This window comes from Streptomyces sp. NPDC003327, assembly GCF_053589515.1.
In genome coordinates this window covers 29,340-49,025 of sequence record NZ_JBSFSA010000043.1, presented here as the reverse complement: position 1 = coordinate 49,025, position 19,686 = coordinate 29,340, and the positions used below count along the sequence as shown (strand labels likewise).

General features: G+C 75.4%; 18 protein-coding genes. 11 read left to right on the top strand and 7 right to left on the bottom strand.

What is annotated here, in order from left to right; genetic code table 11:
* Nucleotides 1–108 precede the first annotated feature (108 nt).
* The 3 genes from cmk (at nucleotide 109) to der (ending at nucleotide 2,970) form a co-directional block, all read left to right on the top strand.
* Nucleotides 109–810 carry a (d)CMP kinase gene (gene cmk / locus ACWDVG_RS26060; protein ID WP_451702420.1) on the top strand — a complete coding sequence of 234 codons (702 nt, stop codon included), beginning with the start codon at nucleotides 109–111 and terminating at the stop codon, nucleotides 808–810.
* Nucleotides 738–1,451, top strand: coding sequence for a lysophospholipid acyltransferase family protein (locus ACWDVG_RS26055; RefSeq protein WP_451702418.1), 714 nt, complete (start codon nucleotides 738–740; stop codon nucleotides 1,449–1,451). Before cmk ends, ACWDVG_RS26055 begins: the two co-directional genes overlap by 73 nt.
* A 70-nt stretch (nucleotides 1,452–1,521) precedes the next feature.
* Nucleotides 1,522–2,970 carry a ribosome biogenesis GTPase Der gene (gene der, locus ACWDVG_RS26050; protein ID WP_451702416.1) on the top strand — a complete coding sequence of 483 codons (1,449 nt, stop codon included), beginning with the start codon at nucleotides 1,522–1,524 and terminating at the stop codon, nucleotides 2,968–2,970.
* Nucleotides 2,971–3,066: 96 nt separating this feature from the next.
* Here the strand turns inward: der and ACWDVG_RS26045 are convergent, their stop codons facing one another.
* The gene (locus ACWDVG_RS26045) at nucleotides 3,067–3,342 is read right to left on the bottom strand and encodes a hypothetical protein (RefSeq protein ID WP_451702414.1); all 276 of its coding nucleotides are present in this window, start codon (nucleotides 3,340–3,342) and stop codon (nucleotides 3,067–3,069) included.
* Between the two features lie 206 nt (nucleotides 3,343–3,548).
* Nucleotides 3,549–4,331, bottom strand: a complete 783-nt coding sequence (locus ACWDVG_RS26040; RefSeq protein WP_451702411.1) for a hypothetical protein — start codon at nucleotides 4,329–4,331, stop codon at nucleotides 3,549–3,551.
* Nucleotides 4,332–4,605: 274 nt separating this feature from the next.
* On the opposite strand from ACWDVG_RS26040, the gene ACWDVG_RS26035 reads away from it, so the two are divergent.
* The gene (locus ACWDVG_RS26035) at nucleotides 4,606–5,193 is read left to right on the top strand and encodes a LysM peptidoglycan-binding domain-containing protein (protein WP_451702409.1); all 588 of its coding nucleotides are present in this window, start codon (nucleotides 4,606–4,608) and stop codon (nucleotides 5,191–5,193) included.
* Between the two features lie 22 nt (nucleotides 5,194–5,215).
* Here ACWDVG_RS26035 and ACWDVG_RS26030 read toward each other — a convergent pair whose 3' ends face one another.
* Genes ACWDVG_RS26030 through ACWDVG_RS26020 form a run of 3 tightly spaced genes read right to left on the bottom strand, consistent with a single transcriptional unit; the run spans nucleotide 5,216 to nucleotide 9,080 of the window.
* Complete coding sequence (locus ACWDVG_RS26030; RefSeq protein WP_451702407.1) at nucleotides 5,216–5,863, bottom strand: ATP-binding cassette domain-containing protein; 648 nt, start codon at nucleotides 5,861–5,863, stop codon at nucleotides 5,216–5,218.
* Nucleotides 5,860–8,679: an ABC transporter permease subunit gene (locus tag ACWDVG_RS26025; protein WP_451702405.1), complete on the bottom strand. Its 2,820-nt coding sequence runs from the start codon at nucleotides 8,677–8,679 to the stop codon at nucleotides 5,860–5,862. The genes ACWDVG_RS26030 and ACWDVG_RS26025 overlap by 4 nt, the downstream gene beginning before the upstream one ends.
* Entirely contained in the window at nucleotides 8,667–9,080 is a 414-nt protein-coding gene (locus tag ACWDVG_RS26020; RefSeq protein ID WP_451702404.1) for a hypothetical protein, read from the bottom strand. Before ACWDVG_RS26020 ends, ACWDVG_RS26025 begins: the two co-directional genes overlap by 13 nt.
* 101 nt (nucleotides 9,081–9,181) lie before the next feature.
* On the opposite strand from ACWDVG_RS26020, the gene ACWDVG_RS26015 reads away from it, so the two are divergent.
* The 5 genes from ACWDVG_RS26015 (at nucleotide 9,182) to ACWDVG_RS25995 (ending at nucleotide 14,026) form a co-directional block, all read left to right on the top strand.
* Nucleotides 9,182–9,751, top strand: coding sequence for a hypothetical protein (locus ACWDVG_RS26015; RefSeq protein WP_451702403.1), 570 nt, complete (start codon nucleotides 9,182–9,184; stop codon nucleotides 9,749–9,751).
* Nucleotides 9,729–11,021, top strand: a complete 1,293-nt coding sequence (locus ACWDVG_RS26010) for an ABC transporter substrate-binding protein (RefSeq protein ID WP_451702401.1) — start codon at nucleotides 9,729–9,731, stop codon at nucleotides 11,019–11,021. The genes ACWDVG_RS26015 and ACWDVG_RS26010 overlap by 23 nt, the downstream gene beginning before the upstream one ends.
* A gap of 68 nt (nucleotides 11,022–11,089) precedes the next feature.
* Nucleotides 11,090–12,367, top strand: a complete 1,278-nt coding sequence (locus tag ACWDVG_RS26005) for a glycosyltransferase family 4 protein (RefSeq protein WP_451702399.1) — start codon at nucleotides 11,090–11,092, stop codon at nucleotides 12,365–12,367.
* Between the two features lie 112 nt (nucleotides 12,368–12,479).
* Nucleotides 12,480–13,472: a helix-turn-helix transcriptional regulator gene (locus tag ACWDVG_RS26000; protein ID WP_451702397.1), complete on the top strand. Its 993-nt coding sequence runs from the start codon at nucleotides 12,480–12,482 to the stop codon at nucleotides 13,470–13,472.
* A 338-nt stretch (nucleotides 13,473–13,810) separates the two neighbouring features.
* The gene (locus ACWDVG_RS25995; protein ID WP_451702396.1) at nucleotides 13,811–14,026 is read left to right on the top strand and encodes an I78 family peptidase inhibitor; all 216 of its coding nucleotides are present in this window, start codon (nucleotides 13,811–13,813) and stop codon (nucleotides 14,024–14,026) included.
* Nucleotides 14,027–14,099: 73 nt separating this feature from the next.
* Here the strand turns inward: ACWDVG_RS25995 and ACWDVG_RS25990 are convergent, their stop codons facing one another.
* Nucleotides 14,100–14,990 carry a phosphatase PAP2 family protein gene (locus tag ACWDVG_RS25990; RefSeq protein ID WP_451702395.1) on the bottom strand — a complete coding sequence of 297 codons (891 nt, stop codon included), beginning with the start codon at nucleotides 14,988–14,990 and terminating at the stop codon, nucleotides 14,100–14,102.
* A gap of 403 nt (nucleotides 14,991–15,393) precedes the next feature.
* Here ACWDVG_RS25990 and ACWDVG_RS25985 point away from each other — a divergent pair, with 403 nt between their 5' ends.
* Nucleotides 15,394–17,202 carry an MFS transporter gene (locus ACWDVG_RS25985; protein ID WP_451702394.1) on the top strand — a complete coding sequence of 603 codons (1,809 nt, stop codon included), beginning with the start codon at nucleotides 15,394–15,396 and terminating at the stop codon, nucleotides 17,200–17,202.
* A 42-nt stretch (nucleotides 17,203–17,244) separates the two neighbouring features.
* Here ACWDVG_RS25985 and ACWDVG_RS25980 read toward each other — a convergent pair whose 3' ends face one another.
* Complete coding sequence (locus tag ACWDVG_RS25980) at nucleotides 17,245–17,679, bottom strand: cell division protein SepF (protein ID WP_451702392.1); 435 nt, start codon at nucleotides 17,677–17,679, stop codon at nucleotides 17,245–17,247.
* A 323-nt stretch (nucleotides 17,680–18,002) separates the two neighbouring features.
* On the opposite strand from ACWDVG_RS25980, the gene ACWDVG_RS25975 reads away from it, so the two are divergent.
* Nucleotides 18,003–19,370 carry a DUF5685 family protein gene (locus tag ACWDVG_RS25975; protein WP_451702391.1) on the top strand — a complete coding sequence of 456 codons (1,368 nt, stop codon included), beginning with the start codon at nucleotides 18,003–18,005 and terminating at the stop codon, nucleotides 19,368–19,370.
* Nucleotides 19,371–19,686 lie beyond the last annotated feature (316 nt).

Sequence of the window (19,686 nt, the reverse complement as noted above, 5' to 3'; positions counted from 1 at the left end):
GGGCGCCGTGCGGGCTGGGCCGAACGGGTGCGTGGGACTCGGTAACCTTGTGGGGGTCCCCCGCATCCCCGCCGGGTCCAGCCGTTCACCCAGGAAGGTGTCCCCACCGTGGAATCCGTGATCGTCGCCATCGACGGGCCCTCCGGCACGGGCAAGTCGAGCACCTCGAAGGCGGTCGCCGCCAAGCTGGGGCTGAGCTACCTCGACACCGGCGCCCAGTACCGGGCGATCACCTGGTGGATGATCAGCAACGGGGTCGACGTCACCGACGCCGAGGCCGTCGCCAACGCCGCCTCCAAGCCGGTCATCGTCTCCGGCACCGACCCGGCCCGGCCCACGATCACCGTCGACGGCGCCGACGCCTCCGGCCCGATCCGTACGGAGGAGGTCACCTCGAAGGTCAGCGCCGTCAGCGCCGTCCCCGAGGTGCGGACCCTCATCACCGAGCTCCAGCGGAGCATCGCCCGCGGCGCCGAGGCCGGCATCGTCGTCGAGGGCCGGGACATCGGCACCACCGTCCTGCCCGACGCCGACCTCAAGATCTTCCTCACCGCCTCGCCCGAGGCCCGCGCCGCGCGCCGCTCCGGCGAGCTGAAGGGCGCCGACGTGCAGGCCACCCGGGAGGCCCTGGTCAAGCGGGACGCGGCCGACTCCAGCCGCAAGACGTCGCCGCTCGCCAAGGCGGACGACGCCGTCGAGGTCGACACCACCGACCTCACCCTGGACCAGGTCATCGAGTGCGTCGTCACCCTGGTCGAGGAGCGGCGGAGCGCGACCGCGAGCCCGGAGAAGCGGGCGGAGGCCAAGTGACCGTGCCCTCCGGGAAGGGCGCCGCCGTCGGCCGCCGCATCGGCATCGGACTGATGTACGGCCTCTGGAAGCCGCGCGTCCTCGGCGCCTGGCGGGTGCCGGCCTCCGGCCCCGTCATCCTCGCCGTCAACCACGCGCACAACATCGACGGCCCCATGCTCATGGGCACCGCCCCGCGTCCGGTGCATTTCCTCATCAAGAAGGAGGCGTTCGTCGGCCCGCTCGGCGGCTTCCTGGAGGGCATCGGGCAGCTCAAGGTCGACCGCGAGAGCACCGACCGCACCGCGATAGCCGGCGCGCTCGGCGTCCTGGAGCAGGGCGGCGTCCTCGGGATCTTCCCGGAGGGCACCCGCGGCGAGGGCGACTTCGCCTCCCTCCGTGCCGGGCTCGCCTACTTCGCCGTACGCAGCGGGGCCCCGATCGTCCCGGTCGCCGTGCTGGGAAGCACCGAGCGCCGCGGACGGCTGGTCAAGGCGCTGCCGCCGCTGCGCGGCCGCGTCGACGTCGTCTTCGGCGACGCCTTCGAAGCGGGGGACGGCTCGGGCCGCCGCACCCGCAAGGCGCTCGACGAGGCCACCGTACGCATCCAGGGCCGGCTGACCGCCCACCTGGAAAACGCCAGGCGCCTCACCGGGCGCTGAGCGACACTCTCAGTAGTGGGCCCCGTCGCCCGGGGACCCACCGACCACGAATGATCAAGGAACGGACTTCATGAACGACCAGCACGACCACGGGGCACTTGGCGACGCCGAGTACGCGGAGTTCATGGAGCTCGCCTCGGAAGAGGGCTTCGACGTCGAGGACGTCGAGGGCGCGATCGAGGAGGCCGGGCACGGTCCGCTCCCCGTCCTCGCCGTCGTCGGCCGCCCGAACGTCGGCAAGTCGACCCTGGTGAACCGCATCATCGGCCGCCGCGAGGCCGTCGTCGAGGACAAGCCGGGCGTCACCCGCGACCGCGTCACCTACGAGGCCGAGTGGGCGGGCCGCCGCTTCAAGGTCGTCGACACCGGCGGCTGGGAGCAGGACGTCCTCGGCATCGACGCCTCCGTCGCCGCCCAGGCCGAGTACGCCATCGAGGCCGCCGACGCCTGTCTCTTCGTCGTCGACGCCACCGTCGGCGCCACCGACACCGACGAGGCCGTCGTCAAGCTGCTGCGCCGCGCCGGCAAGCCGGTCGTCCTCGCCGCCAACAAGGTCGACGGCCCCTCCGGCGAGGCCGACGCCGCCATGCTGTGGTCCCTCGGCCTCGGCGAGCCGTTCCCGGTCTCCTCCCTGCACGGCCGCGGCACCGGCGACCTCCTCGACGAGGTCCTCAAGGCCCTGCCCGAAGCGCCCGAGCAGCGCTTCGGCAACGCCGTCGGCGGCCCGCGCCGCATCGCCCTCATCGGCCGCCCGAACGTCGGCAAGTCCTCCCTCCTCAACAAGGTGGCGGGCGAGGAGCGGGTCGTCGTCAACGAGCTGGCCGGCACCACCCGCGACCCGGTCGACGAGCTGATCGAGCTCGGCGGCGTGACCTGGAAGTTCGTCGACACGGCGGGCATCCGCAAGAAGGTGCACCTCCAGGAGGGCGCGGACTACTACGCCTCCCTGCGCACCGCCGCCGCCGTCGAGAAGGCGGAGGTGGCCGTCATCCTCATCGACACCACCGACCACATCTCGGTCCAGGACCAGCGCATCATCACGATGGCGGTCGAGTCCGGCCGCGCGATCGTCATCGCCTACAACAAGTGGGACGAGCTCGACGAGGAGCGCCGCTACTACCTCGAGCGCGAGATCGAGACCGAGATGCAGCAGGTCGCCTGGGCGCCGCGGGTCAACGTCTCCGCCAAGACCGGCCGCCACATGGAGAAGCTCGTCCCGGCCATCGAGACGGCGCTCGCCGGCTGGGAGACCCGCGTCCCCACCGGCCGGCTGAACGCCTTCCTCGGCGAGCTGGTCGCCGCCCACCCGCACCCGATCCGCGGCGGCAAGCAGCCCCGCATCCTCTTCGGTACGCAGGCGGGCACCAAGCCGCCCCGGTTCGTGCTCTTCGCCTCCGGCTTCCTGGAGGCGGGCTACCGCCGCTTCGTCGAGCGCCGGCTGCGCGAGGAGTTCGGCTTCGAGGGCACCCCGATCCACATCTCGGTCCGGGTGCGCGAGAAGCGCGGCAAGAAGAAGTAACCCCCCCGCGGGGCATCCCGCGACGGACACGGCCGAGGGCCGGGGTGACGTTCACCCCGGCCCTCGGCCGATTCCGTACGGCGCCCGCCGCCGGTCCTACAGTCCCCTGCGCGGCCCGGGCGGCAGCGCCGCCCACGCCGCCGGGTACGCGGCGGGCCGGTGCGCCGCCTGGCCGGACGCGGCCCCGCCGTACCCCTGGCCCTGCCCGTACCGGCTGGGACTCATCGCCGTCCCGAAGGCCCGGAAGCCGAGTTCCTCCTCGCCGCTGCGGTCGCCCGGCAGGGTGCGGAACGACCTTCGGTACTCCGAGTACAGGGCGTCGAAGATCGGCGTGGCCGAGAAGCCCGCTCCGCCGTCCTGCGCGGGGCGCATCGACGGGATCTGACTCGGATACGGCTGGGGAAAGGGGTCGTATGTGTGCACGTACGTGCCAACGACCCCGCCGCCGGTCGGATGCGGGCGGCTCTCGGAAAGAGGCGCCCGCCGCGGACGCGGCACGGCCGGCACCCCCGGGCCCTCCGGACGACCGGAGGGCCCGGGGGTGCGTCCCGGCCCTATCGCGGGCCGCGCCTCGTCCGTCACGTGCCGGCCAGCGGCATCGCGGCGGCCACCAGACGGCCGTTCGCCGCGGCCTTCTCCAGGGCGTCGCGCAGCAGGTCCTCGCGCGGCTGCTGGCCGATGGAGCCGACCGGGGCGGCGAAGACCAGGACCGTGTGCGACTTGTTCGCCGCCGCGCGCCAGCCCTCGGTCACCTGGAGCGGCTGGTGCGCCTGCCACCAGGCGGCCTGGCCGGCGCCGTTCGGCCCCGGCTGGAGGACGGAGTGCAGCTGGCCCATGGCCACCAGGACCGACCAGCCCGGCAGGATCGCCGGCTTCTGGTTGAGGTCCGAGACCGGCTGGAAGCCCTGCTCGGCGAGGAGCGGGAGGAACTCGTCGGTGAGCCCGCCCGTGCCCGGACGGGCCACGGGCGCGGTCGGCTCCACGACGAGCGCCGGGTGCAGCTCGCCCTCGATCAGGACGAGACCGCTGGTCACGCCGAGCACCGCCTGCTCGGGGTGGGACGCGGACAGCGCGTCGGCGGCGTCCGAGGCCTCGATGGAGGCGACGGCGCCCTGGAGCTGCTCCTCGGCGACCCGGACGACCTGGGACGGAATGCAGCTGGCGTGGGCGAACGCCAGGACCGCGGTCTCCTCGCCGACGAAGAGCACCGTGCTGGTGCGCTCCTGCTCGGAGTCGCCCGGCGTGCGGCAGGAGGTGCAGTCGTAGTTGCCCGGGGCGTTGTCGCCGGCGAGCAGTCGGTCGGCTTCTTCGTCGCCGATCTCGGCGCGTACGTCCTCGCTGACGTCGAGCATGCGCGGCACGGGGGGCTCCCTGGACTCGGTACGGGGGGACGCCGGGCCGTTCCCGTGCGTCTCATGCCGAGTTCAACGGGCAAGGCTCCACCGGGGTCACGCGTGGAATTGCGGCAACTTGCCACTGGCGCGTGCGCGGGGGCGCCCGGGACGGGTGGGACGCACGGGGTGCCTGGCGGGACGGCCGAGGGGATGAGCCGGGGTGACTCCGACCGGGTGGGGTGTGCACGGTGTTCCGCGCGGCACGGGGTGGCGGTGCGGGCCGGGTGCCTAGCCTGCACCGATGTCGAAGATCCGATTTTGGACGGCCGGCTCGCTCGTGGCGGCGTCTGCGGCGGCGCTCCTGAGCCTCACCCCCGCGACCGCGCGTGCCGCCGTCGCCGCCCCCGCCTCCGCGCCCGCCTCCCCGATCGCGGGCGCCCCCGCGGACGGCGCCGTGCCGGGCTACGCCTGCGCCGAGGACCAGTGGCCGTGGGGCTGCGTCGCCGAGTGCGAGAGCAGCGGGCGCTGGGACATCAACACCGGCAACGGCTTCTACGGCGGGCTCCAGTTCTGGCAGCCCACCTGGGTCGAGCACGGCGGCCTCGCCTTCGCGCCGCGCGCCGACCTGGCGACCCGCCAGGAGCAGATCACCGTCGCGGAGGAGGTGCTGCGGACCCAGGGCTGGGGCGCCTGGCCCGTCTGCTCCAAGCGGTACGGCCTCAGCGGCCGCGTCCACACCGTCCAGCCCGGCGACACGCTCGCCTCCATCGCCCGCCGGTTCGGCGTCGAGGGCGGGTGGCAGGCGCTGTACGAGGCGAACCGGCAGGTCATCGGGCCCGACCCCGACCGGATCGTCGTCGGGATGATGCTGCGGTTCGCCCCGCTCTGACGCACACCCCCCGTCCCGCCCCTCAGCCGAAGTCGGCCGGCTCCCCGCTGAACGCACGGGAGCCGCGCCGCAGTTCGTGCACCAGCGTGCCGGGCGGCAACCCGTCCGGCACGCGCTGCTCCGCCAGCACGACGGCCGTCCCGCGCTCCCCGGCGAGCGCCGCGAGCATCCGGTACGTACGGGCCGCGACCGGCGGCGCGAGTCCGAGGGACGGCTCGTCGACCAGCACCACCCGGGCCGTCGCCAGCAGCGCCCGGGAGAGCGCCAGCATCCGGCGCTCCCCGCCGGAGAGCGTCTCCGCCGTACGGGACAGCAGGGGGACGAGTTCGGGGTACGGGGGCGGGGGCGGCGCGCCGGGCGCGAACGACGCCAGGTTCTCGGCCACCGTCAGGCGCGCGAAGACGGCCCCCAGGTCCGGCACGAAGCACAGGCCGCGCCGCGCCCGTTCGTACGGCGGCAGCCCCGTCACGTCGTCACCGCGCCACAGGACCCGGCCGGCCGAGAGTCGCACCGTCCCGGCGAGGGCCCGCAGGACGGTCGTGCGGCCGGAGCCGTTCCGGCCCACGAGCACGGTGACCGTCGCGGCCGGGACGGGCAGGTCGAGGCCGTGGAGGGCCTCCAGGGGGCCGTACCGGACCCGGGCCGCGCACAGCCGCATCTCGACGCTCATGACACGATCCGGCCGCCCTCCATGACGTGCGTGGTGCGGGCGGTCCCGGCGACCAGGTCCGGGTCGTGCTCCACCACGAGGACCGTCAGGCCGTCGGCGGCCAGCGCGGCGAGGACCCGCGCCAGGGCGGCGGCCTCGGTGGCGTCGAGGCCGGCGGCCGGTTCGTCGAGCAGCAGCGTGTGCGGGCCGCCCGCGAGCGCGCGGGCCAGCTCCACCCGGCGCAGGACACCGGTCGGCAGCCCGGCCGCCGGGCGGTGCCGGACCGGTCCGGCGAGCCCCAGGAGCCGCAGGCAGCGCTCGACGGCGGCCGGGTCGCGGACCCGGCCCTGCTCGGCGCCGAGGCGGACGTTCTCCTCCACGGTCAGGGACGGGAAGACGGCGAGCTGCTGGAACGTCCGGGCGATCCCCAGGCGGGTGCGGGCGTGCGCCGGGCGGCGCGTGATGTCGACCCCGTCGAGGGTGACCCGCCCCGAGCCGGGCCGCAGGGTGCCGGCCAGACAGTCGAAGAGGGTGCTCTTGCCCGCGCCGTTGGGGCCGACGAGGGCGGTGATCCCGCCGGGTCGGGGGAGCGCGAGACCGACGTGGTCGAGGGCGGTGACCCCTCCGGGGTGGGTGTGGACGAGGTCGTGGGCGACGAGGGCGGGCGCCGCGGGCCGCCGCGCGGGTCCGCGGACGCGCGCCCTGCCTCCGGCCGGGGCCGCGCCCCCGCCCTCCCCGCGCGGCGGGTGGGTGGTGGCGGCTTGCACGGCCGCCGGAGGCGCGGGGCGGGGTGCGGAGTCGGTTCCCGCCGGGGCGCCCGTCCCGGCGTCCCCTCCCGCCGGTCCGGTCGGTCCGCCGACGGGCGGGTCAGGGCGCGGCGGGTGGGTGGTGGCGGCGCGCACGGCCGCGATGGGCGCGGGGCCCGGTGCGGAGTCGGTTCCCGTCGGGGCGGCGGTGGGCCGGTCGGCGCGGGGCGGGTGGGCCGCGTGGCCGCCCGCGACGGGGCCGGGGACCGCTCCGGCGTCCCCTCCCGCCGGGGCAGGCGGGGGCGAGGGGTCCGCGCCCCGGGTGCCGGCGGGGCCGGGCGGGAGGAGGCTCAGGAGCGGGGGGAGGCGGCCCGAGAGGGTGGCGAGGAGGCCGATCAGGGCCGCCGCCGTGCCGGCCTGGGGGCCCGCGTCGAGGGTGACCAGGAGCGCGGCGGCGGCCAGGGGCGTGAGGAGGCTGTCGGCGCCGAGGACCAGGACCGCGGCGAACCACAGGAGGCCGCGGACCGGGTCGTACGCGTCCGGGTCGAAGGCCCGCACGCCCATGCCCAGGAGGCCGCCGCCGAGGGCCGCCAGGGCCGCGCCCAGGACGAAGGCGAGGAGCTTCAGGCCGGAGACCCGTACGCCGGCGCAGGCCGCGCCCGGCTCGTGGTCGCGCAGCGCGGCGAGCGCCCGGCCCGTAGGGCCCCGGCGCAGGGCCGCGACCAGGGCCAGGGCGCAGGCGAGGACGGCGAGTTCCACGGCGTAGAAGGCGCGGTCGTCGGCGAGGCCCGCCGGGCGGTCGAGGGTCAGCCCGGCCGTCGCGTACGGTTGCGCGAAGACGAAGCGGCTCACCGCGACCCCGACCGCCAGCGTGGCGAGGGCCAGGGCGAGCCCGTGGCGGCGGATCGCCGGCCACCCCGTCAGGAGCCCGGCGAGCCCCACCAGGACCACCGCCGCGCCCAGGGCGACCAGCTCCGGCAGGCCCGCCGCCGCGAGCAGACCGGTGAAGAGGGCGCCGAGCCCCGCGTACGCCGCCTGGCCGAGCGCGATCTGGCCGCCCCGGCCGGTCACCACGACCAGGGAGAGCAGGATCACCGCGAGCGCCGGGACCTGGACCGCCGTGCGGAGGTCCGTGCCCGCGAAGCCCAGCGGGAGGAGGAACAGCACGCCCACGACCGCCCACAGTCCGCCGGGGACGCGGGCCGGGGCCGCGGGCGGCGGCAGGGCGTCCCGGCCGGGGCCGCCGACGCCGGGCAGCACGAGCGCCGCGACCAGCAGCGCCACCACGAACAGGTTCGCGCCCACCGCCTGCACCAACGGCCCCGCCCAGCCCTCCGGGTGGAGCCGGGTCAGCTGCGCCTGCGCCACCCCCAGCGCGAGCGCCGCGCCGATCGCGACGGGCAGGGACCGCATCCGGGCGATCACCGCGACCGCGATCACCTCGACGACGAGCAGCGGCATCCCGTACGGGTCGAGCCGGACGTACGGGGCGAGGAGGACGCCCGTGAGGCCGGCCGTGAACGAGCCGAACGCCCAGCCCGCCGCCGCGACCCGGTCCGCGTCGATACCCGTGAGCACCGCGAGCGGCCGGTTGTCGACCACCGCCCGCAGCTCCCGCCCGAACCGCGTCCACCGGGTCACCGCCCCCACCAGGCAGGCCAGCGCCACCACCGCCCCCAGCTGCGCCCACGGGTCGTCGCCCAGCAGCGCCGGCGCGTCGTCCCGCGCCCCGACGCCCCACAGCAGCGCCGCCGCGCCCACGAGCAGCACGAAGACGCCGATGGAGGCGACCAGGGTCCCGGCCGGACCGGAGCCGCGCAGCGCGAGCGGCCGGAACACGCCCCGGTCCAGGAGCAGTCCGAGGCCCGGGGCGACGACGAGCAGCGTGAGCGCGGCGCCGAGCGGCAGCGGCCACCCCCACTCCACCACCAGCTGGCGCAGCACGTACGCGCAGACCATGGCGACGGCGCCGTGCGCCAGGTTGAGGACGCCGGTCGCCCGGTGGGTGACGACCAGTCCGATGCCGGTGAGCGCGGCGGCGCCGCCGACGGCCAGGCCGGCCAGCGTCAGCTCGTACGTCAGGGAGGCCACGGCTCACACACCGGGCACGGGTCCAGGGCCGCGTCCCCCGCTGCCACGGCGTCCGCCCGGTCCGCCACCAGCGGGCAGTCCGCGCGATGCGCCAGTGTCCCGCCGGGCGTCCGCAGCCACGGCCCCTCCGCCGAGGGCCGCACCTCCTCCTCCGGCGCCGACGGCTGCGGCGGGCGCGGCGGCACGGGCAGGTGGACGGCGGCGGCCACGAGCACCGCGCCCGCCACCAGGAGCGCCGCCCCCGGCACCGTGCAGGAGGCCAGGTAGGGCAGCTGGCGCTCGGCGAACCGCTCACCGGAGATCCCGTACCAGCCCAGCGCGCAGAGCACCGAGCCCCCGGCGGCGGTCGCGAGCCCGCCCCACAGCAGGAGCCGCGCGGTCGGCGTCGACGCCACGGGCACCTCCCTCGGGACTGTCCCCTTCCTTGCACTATGCCCCGAACCGTCCCACCCTGGAAACGTCAGGCCGCCGACGGCCTGCCCGGACACCGGGGGTGAGCCCGATGGTTCTCAAGCGACGTGCGGCAGCGCTCGCGGCCGCCGCGGTCCTCGTCCTGACCCCGGTCGCCGCGGGGTGCTCGGACGACGAGGCGACCCCCGGCGACCGGGCGACCTCGGTCCTGCCGCCCGCCCCGACCACCGAGGCCCCCGGCGCCGACGAGTCCCCCGACGCGGGCGAGTCCCCGGAGACCGGCGACTCCCCGGGCGCCGGAGAGCCCGACGACCCGGACGCCGCCGAGGACGAGATCACGAGGAACTGGACGGCCTTCTTCGACCCGAAGACGCCGGTCGACCAGAAGGTGCGGCTCCTGGAGGACGGCGAGCGGATGCGGCCCGTCGTCACCGCCTTCGCCGGGGACAAGAACGCGGCCATGACCTCGGCGAAGGTCACCGACGTCGAGTTCACCTCGGCCACCGGCGCCGACGTCGCGTACGACCTGCTCGTCGGCGGCAACCCCGCCCTCCCCGACTCCCGGGGCACCTCCGTGCTCCAGGACGACACCTGGAAGGTCTCCGTGAAGACGCTCTGCGGCCTGGTCGAGCTGAGCGGTGTCACCGTCCAGGGCTGCTGACGCGGGAGCGGCGCTGCTCCTGGCCCTCGCGCTGCTGCTCCTCGCGGCCTGCGGCAGCCGGCTCCCGGAGAGCGCCTTCGGGACGCGGCCCACCGCCCACCCCTCCGGCGGTGAGCCGCTCCGCGTCGGCATCATCACCAGCGCCACCAGCCCGGTCGGCGGCGCCGCCCTCACCGGGCCGCGCGACGGCGCCCTCGCCTACTTCACGGCCCTCAACGCCCGCGGCGGCCTCGACGGCCGCCGGATCGAGGTCGAGACCTGCGACGACGGCGGCAGCGGCGTCGGCAACCAGGCCTGCGTCCACCGGCTCGTCGACGAACGCAAGGTGTTCGCCCTCGTCGCCACCACCGCGCTGAACTACGCGGGCGCGCCCCTCGTCTCCCGGGCCGGCGTCCCCGACATCGGCGGCCAGCCCCTCACCCCGGCCTACGACACCTACCCGCACCTGTACGGCATCTACGGCAGCGCGGCCCCGCGCACCGGCGAGGAGCCGGGCTGGGACGGGGTCCTGTACGGCGGGACCGAGGTCTACCGCTGGTTCGCGCGGGAGCACGGTGCCAGGACCGCCGCCGTCGTCTCGTACAACCAGGCCGCCTCCGCCGCCTACGCCCGGCTCGTCGCGGACGGCCTGCGCACCGAGGGCTACCGGGTCGTCGAGGAGCAGGTCGACTTCGCCCTCCCCAACTTCCGTGCCGTCGCCGCCGACCTGCGGGACCGTGAGGTCGACCTCCTCTTCGACGCGCTCGACACCCACGGGAACGTCCGGCTCTGCGAGGCGATGGAGGCGCTCGGCGTCCGCGTCACCGCCAAGGTCACCCACGTCCAGAACTGGTCCTCCTCCGTGGCCCGCGACCACGCCCGCGCCCCCGGCTGCCGCGCCGCCCTCTGGGCGACCGGAGCCAGCCGCAACTTCCAGGACTCCGGCCATCCGGCGGTCCGCGAGTTCCGGGCCGCGCTGGGCGAACGGGCCACCTCCCAGTGGCAGCTGGAGGGCTGGGCCGCCGCCATGTGGTTCACCGACGCCGCCCGCTCCTGCCTGGCCGGGCCCGGACTCACCCGCGCCTGCGTCGAGCGGTTCCTCGACCGCCCGGAGCCGTACACCGCGCGCGGACTGCTCCTGCCGGTGCGCTTCGAGCGGCTGGCCCGGCCGCCCGCGACCCGTGACACCTGTCTCTCGGTGGCCCGTTGGCAGGACGGGCGGGGCTGGGTGAGCCAGGGCGAGATGACCGCCAACTGCGCGACCGTGCCCCAGCTCGGCTACCGGCCGTGAACGGCGGGCCCGTCCGGGCAGTACAGTCGCCCCGACCGACCAACTGACCGGGGGGAACCGGCAGCGCGATGCGAATCTCCTTTCTGCTCCACAACGGCTACCACTACGGCGGCACGATCCGTACGACCTTCACGCTCGCCGAGGAGCTGGCGGAGCGCCACGAGGTGGAGATCGTCTCGGTGTTCCGCCACCGCGACCAGCCGGCCCTCGGCCTGCCCTCGGGGGTGACCCTGCGTCACCTCGTCGACCTGCGCAAGGACAGCCCCGGATACGACGGCGACCACCCCGACGCCCACCGGCCCGCCGCGGTGTTCCCGCGCGGCGACGGCCGCTGGAAGCAGTACAGCGCGCTGACGGACGCCCGGATCGGGGAGCACCTGCGCGGCGTCGAGGCCGACGTCCTCGTCGGCACCCGCCCGGGGCTCAACGTCCACCTCGCCCGGCAGGCCCGGCGCGGCCCGGTCCTCGTCGGGCAGGAGCACCTGATCCTCGACGGCCACAGCTTCCGGCTGCGCCGGGACATCGGCCACGAGTACGCGCTGCTCGACGCCGTCACCACGGTCACCGTGGCCGACGCCCGCTCCTACCGGCGGCTCGGCCTGCCGGCCGCCGTACGGATCGAGGCCGTGCCCAACAGCGTGCCCGCCCCGTCCGTGCCGCCCGCCGACCCTGCAGCGAAGACCGTCGTCGCGGCCGGCCGGCTGACCCGGGTCAAGCGGTACGACGTGCTGATCGACGCGTTCGCGGAGGTCGCCGCCGACCACCCCGACTGGAAGCTGCGGATCTACGGCTCCGGCGACGCCGTCCAGGACCTCAGGAAGCCGCTGGCCCGGCGGATCGAGGAGCGGGGGCTGGGCGAGCGGGTCTTCCTGATGGGCTCGGTCACCCCCCTGGAGCCCGAGTGGGCCAAGGGCTCGATCGCGGCCGTGACCTCCGAGCGCGAGTCCTTCGGCATGACGATCGTCGAGGCGATGCGCTGCGGCCTGCCGGTGGTCTCCACCGACTGCCCGAACGGGCCGCGCGAGATCATCGAGGACGGCGTCGACGGCCGGCTCGTGCCCGTCGACGACGTCGCGGCGTTCGCCCGGGCGCTGCGCGAGCTCGTCGAGGACGACGAACTGCGCGCCAAGACGGCGCGGGCGGCGCTCGCCGCCTCCGAGCGCTTCGACCCCGCCCGGATCGCCGCGCGCCACGAGACGCTGTGGACGGAGCTGCTGGAGCGCGGCGCGGGCCGCCGCACGCACGGGCCCGCCGCTGCGGCCCGGCACCGCGCGGCCGGCCGGGCCGTCGACGCCGTCTACTCCCTGAAGGCCCGCGCGGGCCGCCTGGTCCGCCGCTTCCGCTGAGCGCGGGCGGGGAGCGGGACCCGGGCCGGGCGGCCGGAACCGGGGACCTGAACCGGGGCCGGGGCGGGGACCGGGAGCGGCGCCGCCCGGGCGGGCTGGGAGACTGGCGGGCATGTGGGAGACCTCCGGACGGCTGCTGCGTCTGCTGTCGCTGCTCCAGGCGCGCCGCGAGTGGTCCGGCGCCGACCTCGCCGAGCGGCTCGACGTGACCACCCGGACCGTGCGGCGGGACGTCGACCGGCTGCGCGAGCTGGGCTACCCCGTGCACGCCGCCCCCGGCACCGGCGGCGGCTACCGGCTCGGCGCCGGGGCGGAGCTGCCGCCGCTGCTGCTCGACGACGAGGAGGCCGTGGCGGTCGCCGTGGGGCTGCGCGCCGCCGCCGGGTACGGGGTCGAGGGCATCGGCGAGACCTCCGTACGGGCCCTGGCGAAGCTGGAGCAGGTCCTGCCGGGGCGGCTGCGACGCAGGGTCGGCGCCCTCAACGCCGTCACCGTGCCGCTCCTCCGCACGCCCAGGGACCGGGTCGACCCGGCCGTCCTCACCGAGCTCGCCCACGCCTGCCGGGACGGCGAGCGGTTCCACTTCGCCTACCGGGACCACGGGGGCACCGCCACCCGCCGGACCGTCGAACCGCACCGGCTGGTGTGCACCGAGCGCCGCTGGTACCTGGTCGCCTGGGACGTGGACCGGGGCGACTGGCGCACCTTCCGGGCCGACCGGATCGAGCCGAAGCCGCCGCACGGCCCCCGTTTCCCGCCGCGCGAGCCGCCCGCCGAGGACCTGGCCGCCTACGTCTCCGAGGGCGTCTCCCGCTCGGCGTACGCGGCGGAGGCGACGATCCGGCTGCTCGTGCCGCTCGCCGAGGCGGCCGAGGCCGTCGGGCCCCTGGACGGCGTCCTGACGGCGGACGGCCCCGACGCCTGCCTGCTGCGGACCGGGGCGCACGGCCTGGACGTCATGGTGATCCACGTGGCGCTCCTCGGCTTCGACTTCGAGGTGGTCGAGCCGGAGGAGCTGACCGCGCGCGTGCGGGCGCTCAGGGACCTGCTGTCCCGCTCCCTCGACCGGACGGACGCCGCCCGGCCGCCCGCGACGGGCCCGTGAGCCGCGTACGTTCCGCGACGGCGCACTCCGGGAGCGCGCGTCCGGTAAGCGTTCTGTAAAGGAAGCGTGGGGACGACGGACGCGGCCCCATAGCGCATCCCCGGAGCGCAATTCGACGCACCGTCACGGGGACGGAATTCGCCGACGACTTACCGCGTCGTGCATGGACTCCGGGCCGCGGAGAACGCCCTCGTGCGAACTGCCGGACACGCTCGGGAATTGCCGGAGAAACGGCCGGAAGTTGTCCCTTCGGGTGACTGCCGGCGTGTCAAACATATGTCGAGAACTTGTGACACAAGCGTGACCGCCAAGAGGCCGGGGAGGCTAACGTGGGGCCCATGGCACCCACATCGCGCACTCCCGAACCGCCCCGCGACGCCCCCGAGTCCTATGTGGGCCTCGACGCGGACGGCGCCGAGCAGCTCGCCAGGAGAAGGGGCTGGAGCGTCGTCAGGGCCCTGCCGCCGGGCTCGATCATCACCATGGAATACCTGTCGGGACGCATCAACTTCGAGGTCGAGGACGGCACGGTCACCCGCTGCTGGCTCGGCTGAGGGACACGCACGCGGAAGGGCCCCGGCCGGTGCGGCCGGGGCCCTTCTCGTACGTACGGAACGGGGGGACGGGTCAGCCGCCCGCACCGGGCGTCGAAGGGGTCCGCCGGGCCGCCATGCCCACGGTCTCCCTGACCGGCTCCTCGACCCCGGTCGGGCGCTGCGGGAAGTACCCCGGACGCGGGCCCCCGGAGGCCACGGGCAGCGAGGGAACCAGCCGGCGGCGGGCCCGCAGCCGCTCCACGAGCGCGTCGCGCAGTCCGAGCACCCAGACCTCCGCCACGGCGATCACCGGCTCGCACCAGGGCAGCGCCAGCAGGATGAGGAGCCCGGCGGCCCAGCCGAGCAGGACGTCGCTCAGCCAGTGCGTGCCCAGGTAGACGGTGGTGAGGCCGACGCCCAGCGCCACCACCGCGGAGAGCGCCGACAGATAGCGCCGGGCCCGCGGGGTGGTCGCGAGGTAGGCCAGGATGCCCCAGGTCACGACGGCGTTCGCGGTGTGACCGGAGGGGAATATATCGCCGCCGGCGAAGAGCTCGGCGGAGCCGACCTGCGTCGCGTAGTGGGGGCCGAGACGGCCGAGTCCGAGCTTGACCGCGCCGACCGTGACGTTCAGCAGGAGCAGCGCGGCGCCGAGGCAGAGCAGCGGCCGCAGCGTGTGCTGGCGCCAGGAGCGCCAGCCCAGCCAGGCGGCCACCATCACGGCCGTCGGGCCGCGCTGACCGAGGACGACGTAGTAGTCGAGGAAGGCGTGCAGCTCGGGCCACTGCTGGTACGGCCGGAAGAGCATGATCTTCCAGTCGAGGGTGACCAGCCAGGTGGAGAGCAGAACGGCCACGACGATGACGAGATAGAACGCCGACGTCCCGCCGAAGAGGGCGAGACGCGTCGGGGTCATCCGCGGGACCTCTATCTTCGGCGGTTCCGGCTCCCGGTCCAGCCGGGCAAAGATGTCGGTACGCACCCAATGGACGTTACAGGGAGTGAGTAGCGGGCCCGGTCGATCCGGTGCCTTCGTGATGACGATGTGATGTGGAGTAGGTCTCACGGAGCGACTTATTCCGGCCGCCCGTCAGGAAATCCGATGACCTCCCGCCCTATTGCCGACGGGCCGAATCCGTAAGCCTGTTTGTATCCTCGGGAAATGTCTCGCACGGTTGTCCGTGCGGAATTCCATGCGACGCGCGGACAACCGCGAGTGGCGTACGCCACACCCGGAGCCCCGCCGGGGTGAGAGCTGCGCCACGCGCTCGGGGCTTGAACTCGCGTACGCTGACGGCTCACTCGCCCGTCGATGCCGGGCCGCCCGGGGGCGAACGCCCTGGTCGGGGCCGCCGAGCGCGAGAGTTTCACTGGGAGGTACGTACATGTCGCGGACGATCACGGCCCCAGCACGACCGCGTGCCGCCGACGGCGGTGCCAACCGCTGGGTCGTCCTCGTCGTCCTCTGCGTCAGCCTCCTCCTGGTCGCGCTCGACGCGACCATCCTCCACGTCGCCGTCCCCTCGCTCACCGAGGACCTGCGCCCCGGCTCCACCCAGCTGCTCTGGATCGTCGACGCCTACCCCCTGATCTGTGCCTCGCTGCTGATCCTCTTCGGCACGCTCGGCGACCGGGCCGGCCGCCGCAGGGTGCTGCTCCTCGGCTACGCCCTGTTCGGCGTCGCCTCCGCGGTCGCCGCCCTCGCCACCACGCCCGGTGTCCTCATCGGCGCCCGCGCCCTCCTCGGCGTCGGCGGCGCCATGATCATGCCGGCGACGCTCTCCCTCATCCGGACCGTCTTCCCCGACCGTCGGGAACGCGCCACCGCCATCGGCATCTGGACCGCCGTCGCGGCCATCGGCGCCGCCGCCGGACCGGTGCTCGGCGGCTTCCTGGTCGAGCACTACTGGTGGGGCTCCGTCTTCCTCATCAACATCCCGCTCATGGCGCTGATCCTGCCGCTCGGCCGCCGCCTCCTCCCCGAGTCCCGGGGCAGCGGCGACGGGCCCTGGGACGTGCTCGGCGCCCTGATGGCCGCCGCGGGCGTGCTCGGCTGCGTCCTCGGCGTCAAACGCGTGGGCGCGGGGGACCCGGTCCTCACCCCCGCCACCCTGGGGCCGCTGCTGCTCGGCGCCGCCCTCCTCGTCCTCTTCGTACGGCGCCAGCGGCGGCGCCCGCACCCCCTGATCGACATGCGGCTCTTCTCGCGGGCCGCCTTCACCACCTCCGTCGGCTGCATCGTCCTCGCCATGCTGGCCCTGGTCGGCCTGGAGCTCATCGCCGTCCAGTACCTCCAGCTCGTCCTGGGGCTCAGCCCCCTGGAGACCGGCCTCCGGCTCCTCCCGCTGACCTTCGCCGCCATGGCCGCCGGCGCCACCGGCTCGTACACCCTGCGCCGGATCGGACCGCGCCGGATGGTCGGCTGGGGCTTCGTGCTCACCGCCGGAGCCGTGCTGCTGCTGACGTTCATGGGGCAGCACGACCGGCCGGTGCTGCTCACGGCCGGCTTCGTGCTGCTCGGCTTCGGCCTGCAGACGACGCTCTTCTCGGCGTACGAGTCGATGCTCAGCGAGGCCCCGCCGAGCAGCGCGGGCGGTGCCGCCGCGATCGGCGAGACCTCCTACCAGCTCGGCGCGGGCATGGGCATCGCCCTGCTCGGCAGCGTGATGAACGCGGCGTACGCACCCGGGCTCACCGCGGTCCCCGGCGTCCCCGCGGAGGCGGGCCGGGCCGCGTCCAACTCGCTCGGGGAGGCCTATCTGGTCGCCGAGCGGCTCGGCGGCGCGGCGGGGGAGGCCCTGCACCGGGCCGCCCGGCACGCCTTCGTGGACGGGCTGCACCTGACACTCTGCGTGAGCGCCGGGCTGCTGCTGCTCGGTGCGGTGATGGCCAGGCGGCTGCCCCGGGTCATGGAGTGCCTGGTGGACCAGGAGGCGCTCGTGGACCGCGCGGAGCGCGAGCGGACGGCGCCGCCGCCGCACGCGGGACCGGGGAAGGACGGGGGACCGGGGGAGGCCGCGTCGGCGGCTTCCGGGGGGTCGGCGGCGTCCGGTGGGTCGTCGGGGGCCGGCGGTGAGGAGCCGGGCTCCGGGGGCTTCGGCTCCGAGGGGCGGTGCGTCGAGGCGTCCGGGCCGCGGGTGCCCGCCACCAGGGAAGCGATCGAGCCCGCCGGCTCGGGGCGTCCGGGGCACTGACCCCGACGACGCGGGGTGGCCCGGCCGGGCCGGCGGACCCGCTCAGCTCTGGTTGAAGAAACCGTCCTGTCGGCGGCGGCCCGACTCGCCGCTGACGATCTGGGTGTCGGCGGGGGTCAGCAGGAAGACCCGCGTCGCCACGCGCTCGATCGAGCCGCGCAGGCCGAAGGCGAGACCGGCGGCGAAGTCGACCACGCGCTTCGCGTCGTTCGGCTCCATCGCGGTCAGGTTGACGATCACCGGGACGCCCTCCCGGAACAGCTCTCCGATTCCCCGGGCGTCCCGGAATCCGTCCGGCGAGACGGTGGCGATCCGACGGCCTCGCTCCTCGGCGGTGTCCGTGGCCACCCGGACCCGGGGGTCCGTCACCCAGGCGTCGCCGCCCTCGGCACCGTCGGCGTACTCGTCGTCGTAGTAACGCTCGTCGTTGTCCTCGACGAGTCCCAGCCAGGCACTCGCCTTGCGCACCGATCCCATGGACGCCTCCTTCCAGCGCGGTCACTTGTGGTTCCGCATGTCCCTATCGTCGACCATGATGCGGATCGCGCGCCAAGTGGATAGTCGGCGCGCAGAGGATTCGTGACGGTACTGGTGCAGAACGTGAGGCCGTTTTTCTGGCGATTCGTCAGGAAACGTACGGTATGCGGGGCCTGAGGGAGGGCCATGCAGATGAAAATATGAAAGTCGGCCCAGAAGGGTGACGATGGGCGCGTCCGGGTGAACGGGACGGCTCGCTACGATGCCGCGAGGCCATCGGACGGCATGTTCGCGCCACTCACGACGACTCACGGGGGAGTCCTTTGTTCGGCATCGTCAGACCCTGCACCCACCGGCTGACCGACGGCCTCAGGACCGAGTGGATGGCGCACCTCTGCGGCCTCTGCCTCGCGCTGCGCGCCGACCACGGGCAGTTCGCGCGGATCGTCACCAACTACGACGGCCTCATCGTCTCGGTCCTGACGGAGGCTCAGACGGGGGTGACGGCGGCCGGCCGGCGGACGGCGGGCCCCTGCCCGCTGCGCTCGATGCGGACCGCCCCCGTCGCCCGCGGCGAGGGCGCGCGCCTCGCCGCCGCCGTCTCGCTCGTCCTCGCCTCGGCGAAGGTACGGGACCACGTCGCCGACCGCGACGGCCTGCTGGCCCGCCGCCCCGTCGCCGCGGCCGCCCGCAGGGTCGCCCGCTCCTGGGACCGGGCGGGGGCCAGGACCGGCCGGAGCCTCGGCTTCGACACCGCCGTCCTCGTCGACGCCGTGGACCGCCAGACCGGGATCGAGGCCCTCGCCGGGCCGGGCACCCCGCTCCTCGTCGTCACCGAGCCGACCGAGACCGCCACCGCCGCCGCCTTCGCGCACACCGCCGTCCTCGCCGGCCGGCCGGGGAACGCCGAGCCGCTCGCCGAGGCCGGCCGGCTCTTCGGCCGCCTCGCCCACCTCCTCGACGCCGTCGAGGACCAGGCGGCCGACGCGGCGAGCGGCGCCTGGAACCCGCTCACCGCCACCGGTACCTCCCGCGAGGAGGCCCGCCGCCTCGCCGACGACGCCCTGCACGGCATCCGGCTCGCCCTGAAGGACGCCGAGTTCGGCAACGGCAAGCTGCTCCACGTCCTGCTCGCGCACGAACTCCGCACGTCCGTCGACCGCGCCTTCGGCACGACGAGCTGCTCGCACGTGACGCCGGACGGCGGGGCCGGCGGGGCCCACCGGGCCACAGGGACCCACGGGGCCGGCGGGGCTCATGGTGCTCACGGGAGCCACGGGGCTCCGGTCGTCGGGCACGGACCCGTCCCGGGCAACCCCTACGCGCCGAACGGGCCGGGGCCGGTGCCCGGGAACCCGTATGCCGACCCGGGTGCGGGCGGGCCGGGCGGGCCCTGGTCCCCGGGCCCCGGTGGCTCCGGCGGATCGGGCGGGCCCGGCGGGCCCGTTCCGCCCGGTCGACGCGGACTGATCGCCGGGTGCGCCCTCTGGCTCGGTCTCGCCTGCACCTGCCAGATGTGCTGCGGAAGTTACGAGGACCCGTGGAGCCGGGAGCGGAAGGACGGCCTCTGCAGCCAGTGCGACCCCGGCAGCTGCTGCGACTGCTGTGACTGCTGCGGCAACTGCTGCTCCTGCGGCGGCGAGGGCGGGGACGGCTGCTGCGGAGGCTGCGACTGCGGCTGCGACTGCTGACCCCGTCCGGACGCGCGGGCCGTGCGGGACGGCCGACGGTTCCGCTTGCCGCCGCCGGGGCCCCGGCGGCGGGCGGCTCCGTGACGGGGGACTCCGCCGCGCGCCGCTGTCGCCGTGCGCCTGCCCGGACCCCTCCCTCGGCCCGTTCCCGCCGCCGGTGAACGCGCTGCACACCGCCGTCGCGGCGGGGGAGCGACGGCTGACGTCCGCCCGGACCCCGCGGAACCTGGCCGGACGCGACCGGATCCGGTCTTTCCGTGTCTCCGCGGGGGTGACAGGGTGCCCCCGACCGCCGAGATCGGAGGCGCCCGTGCGG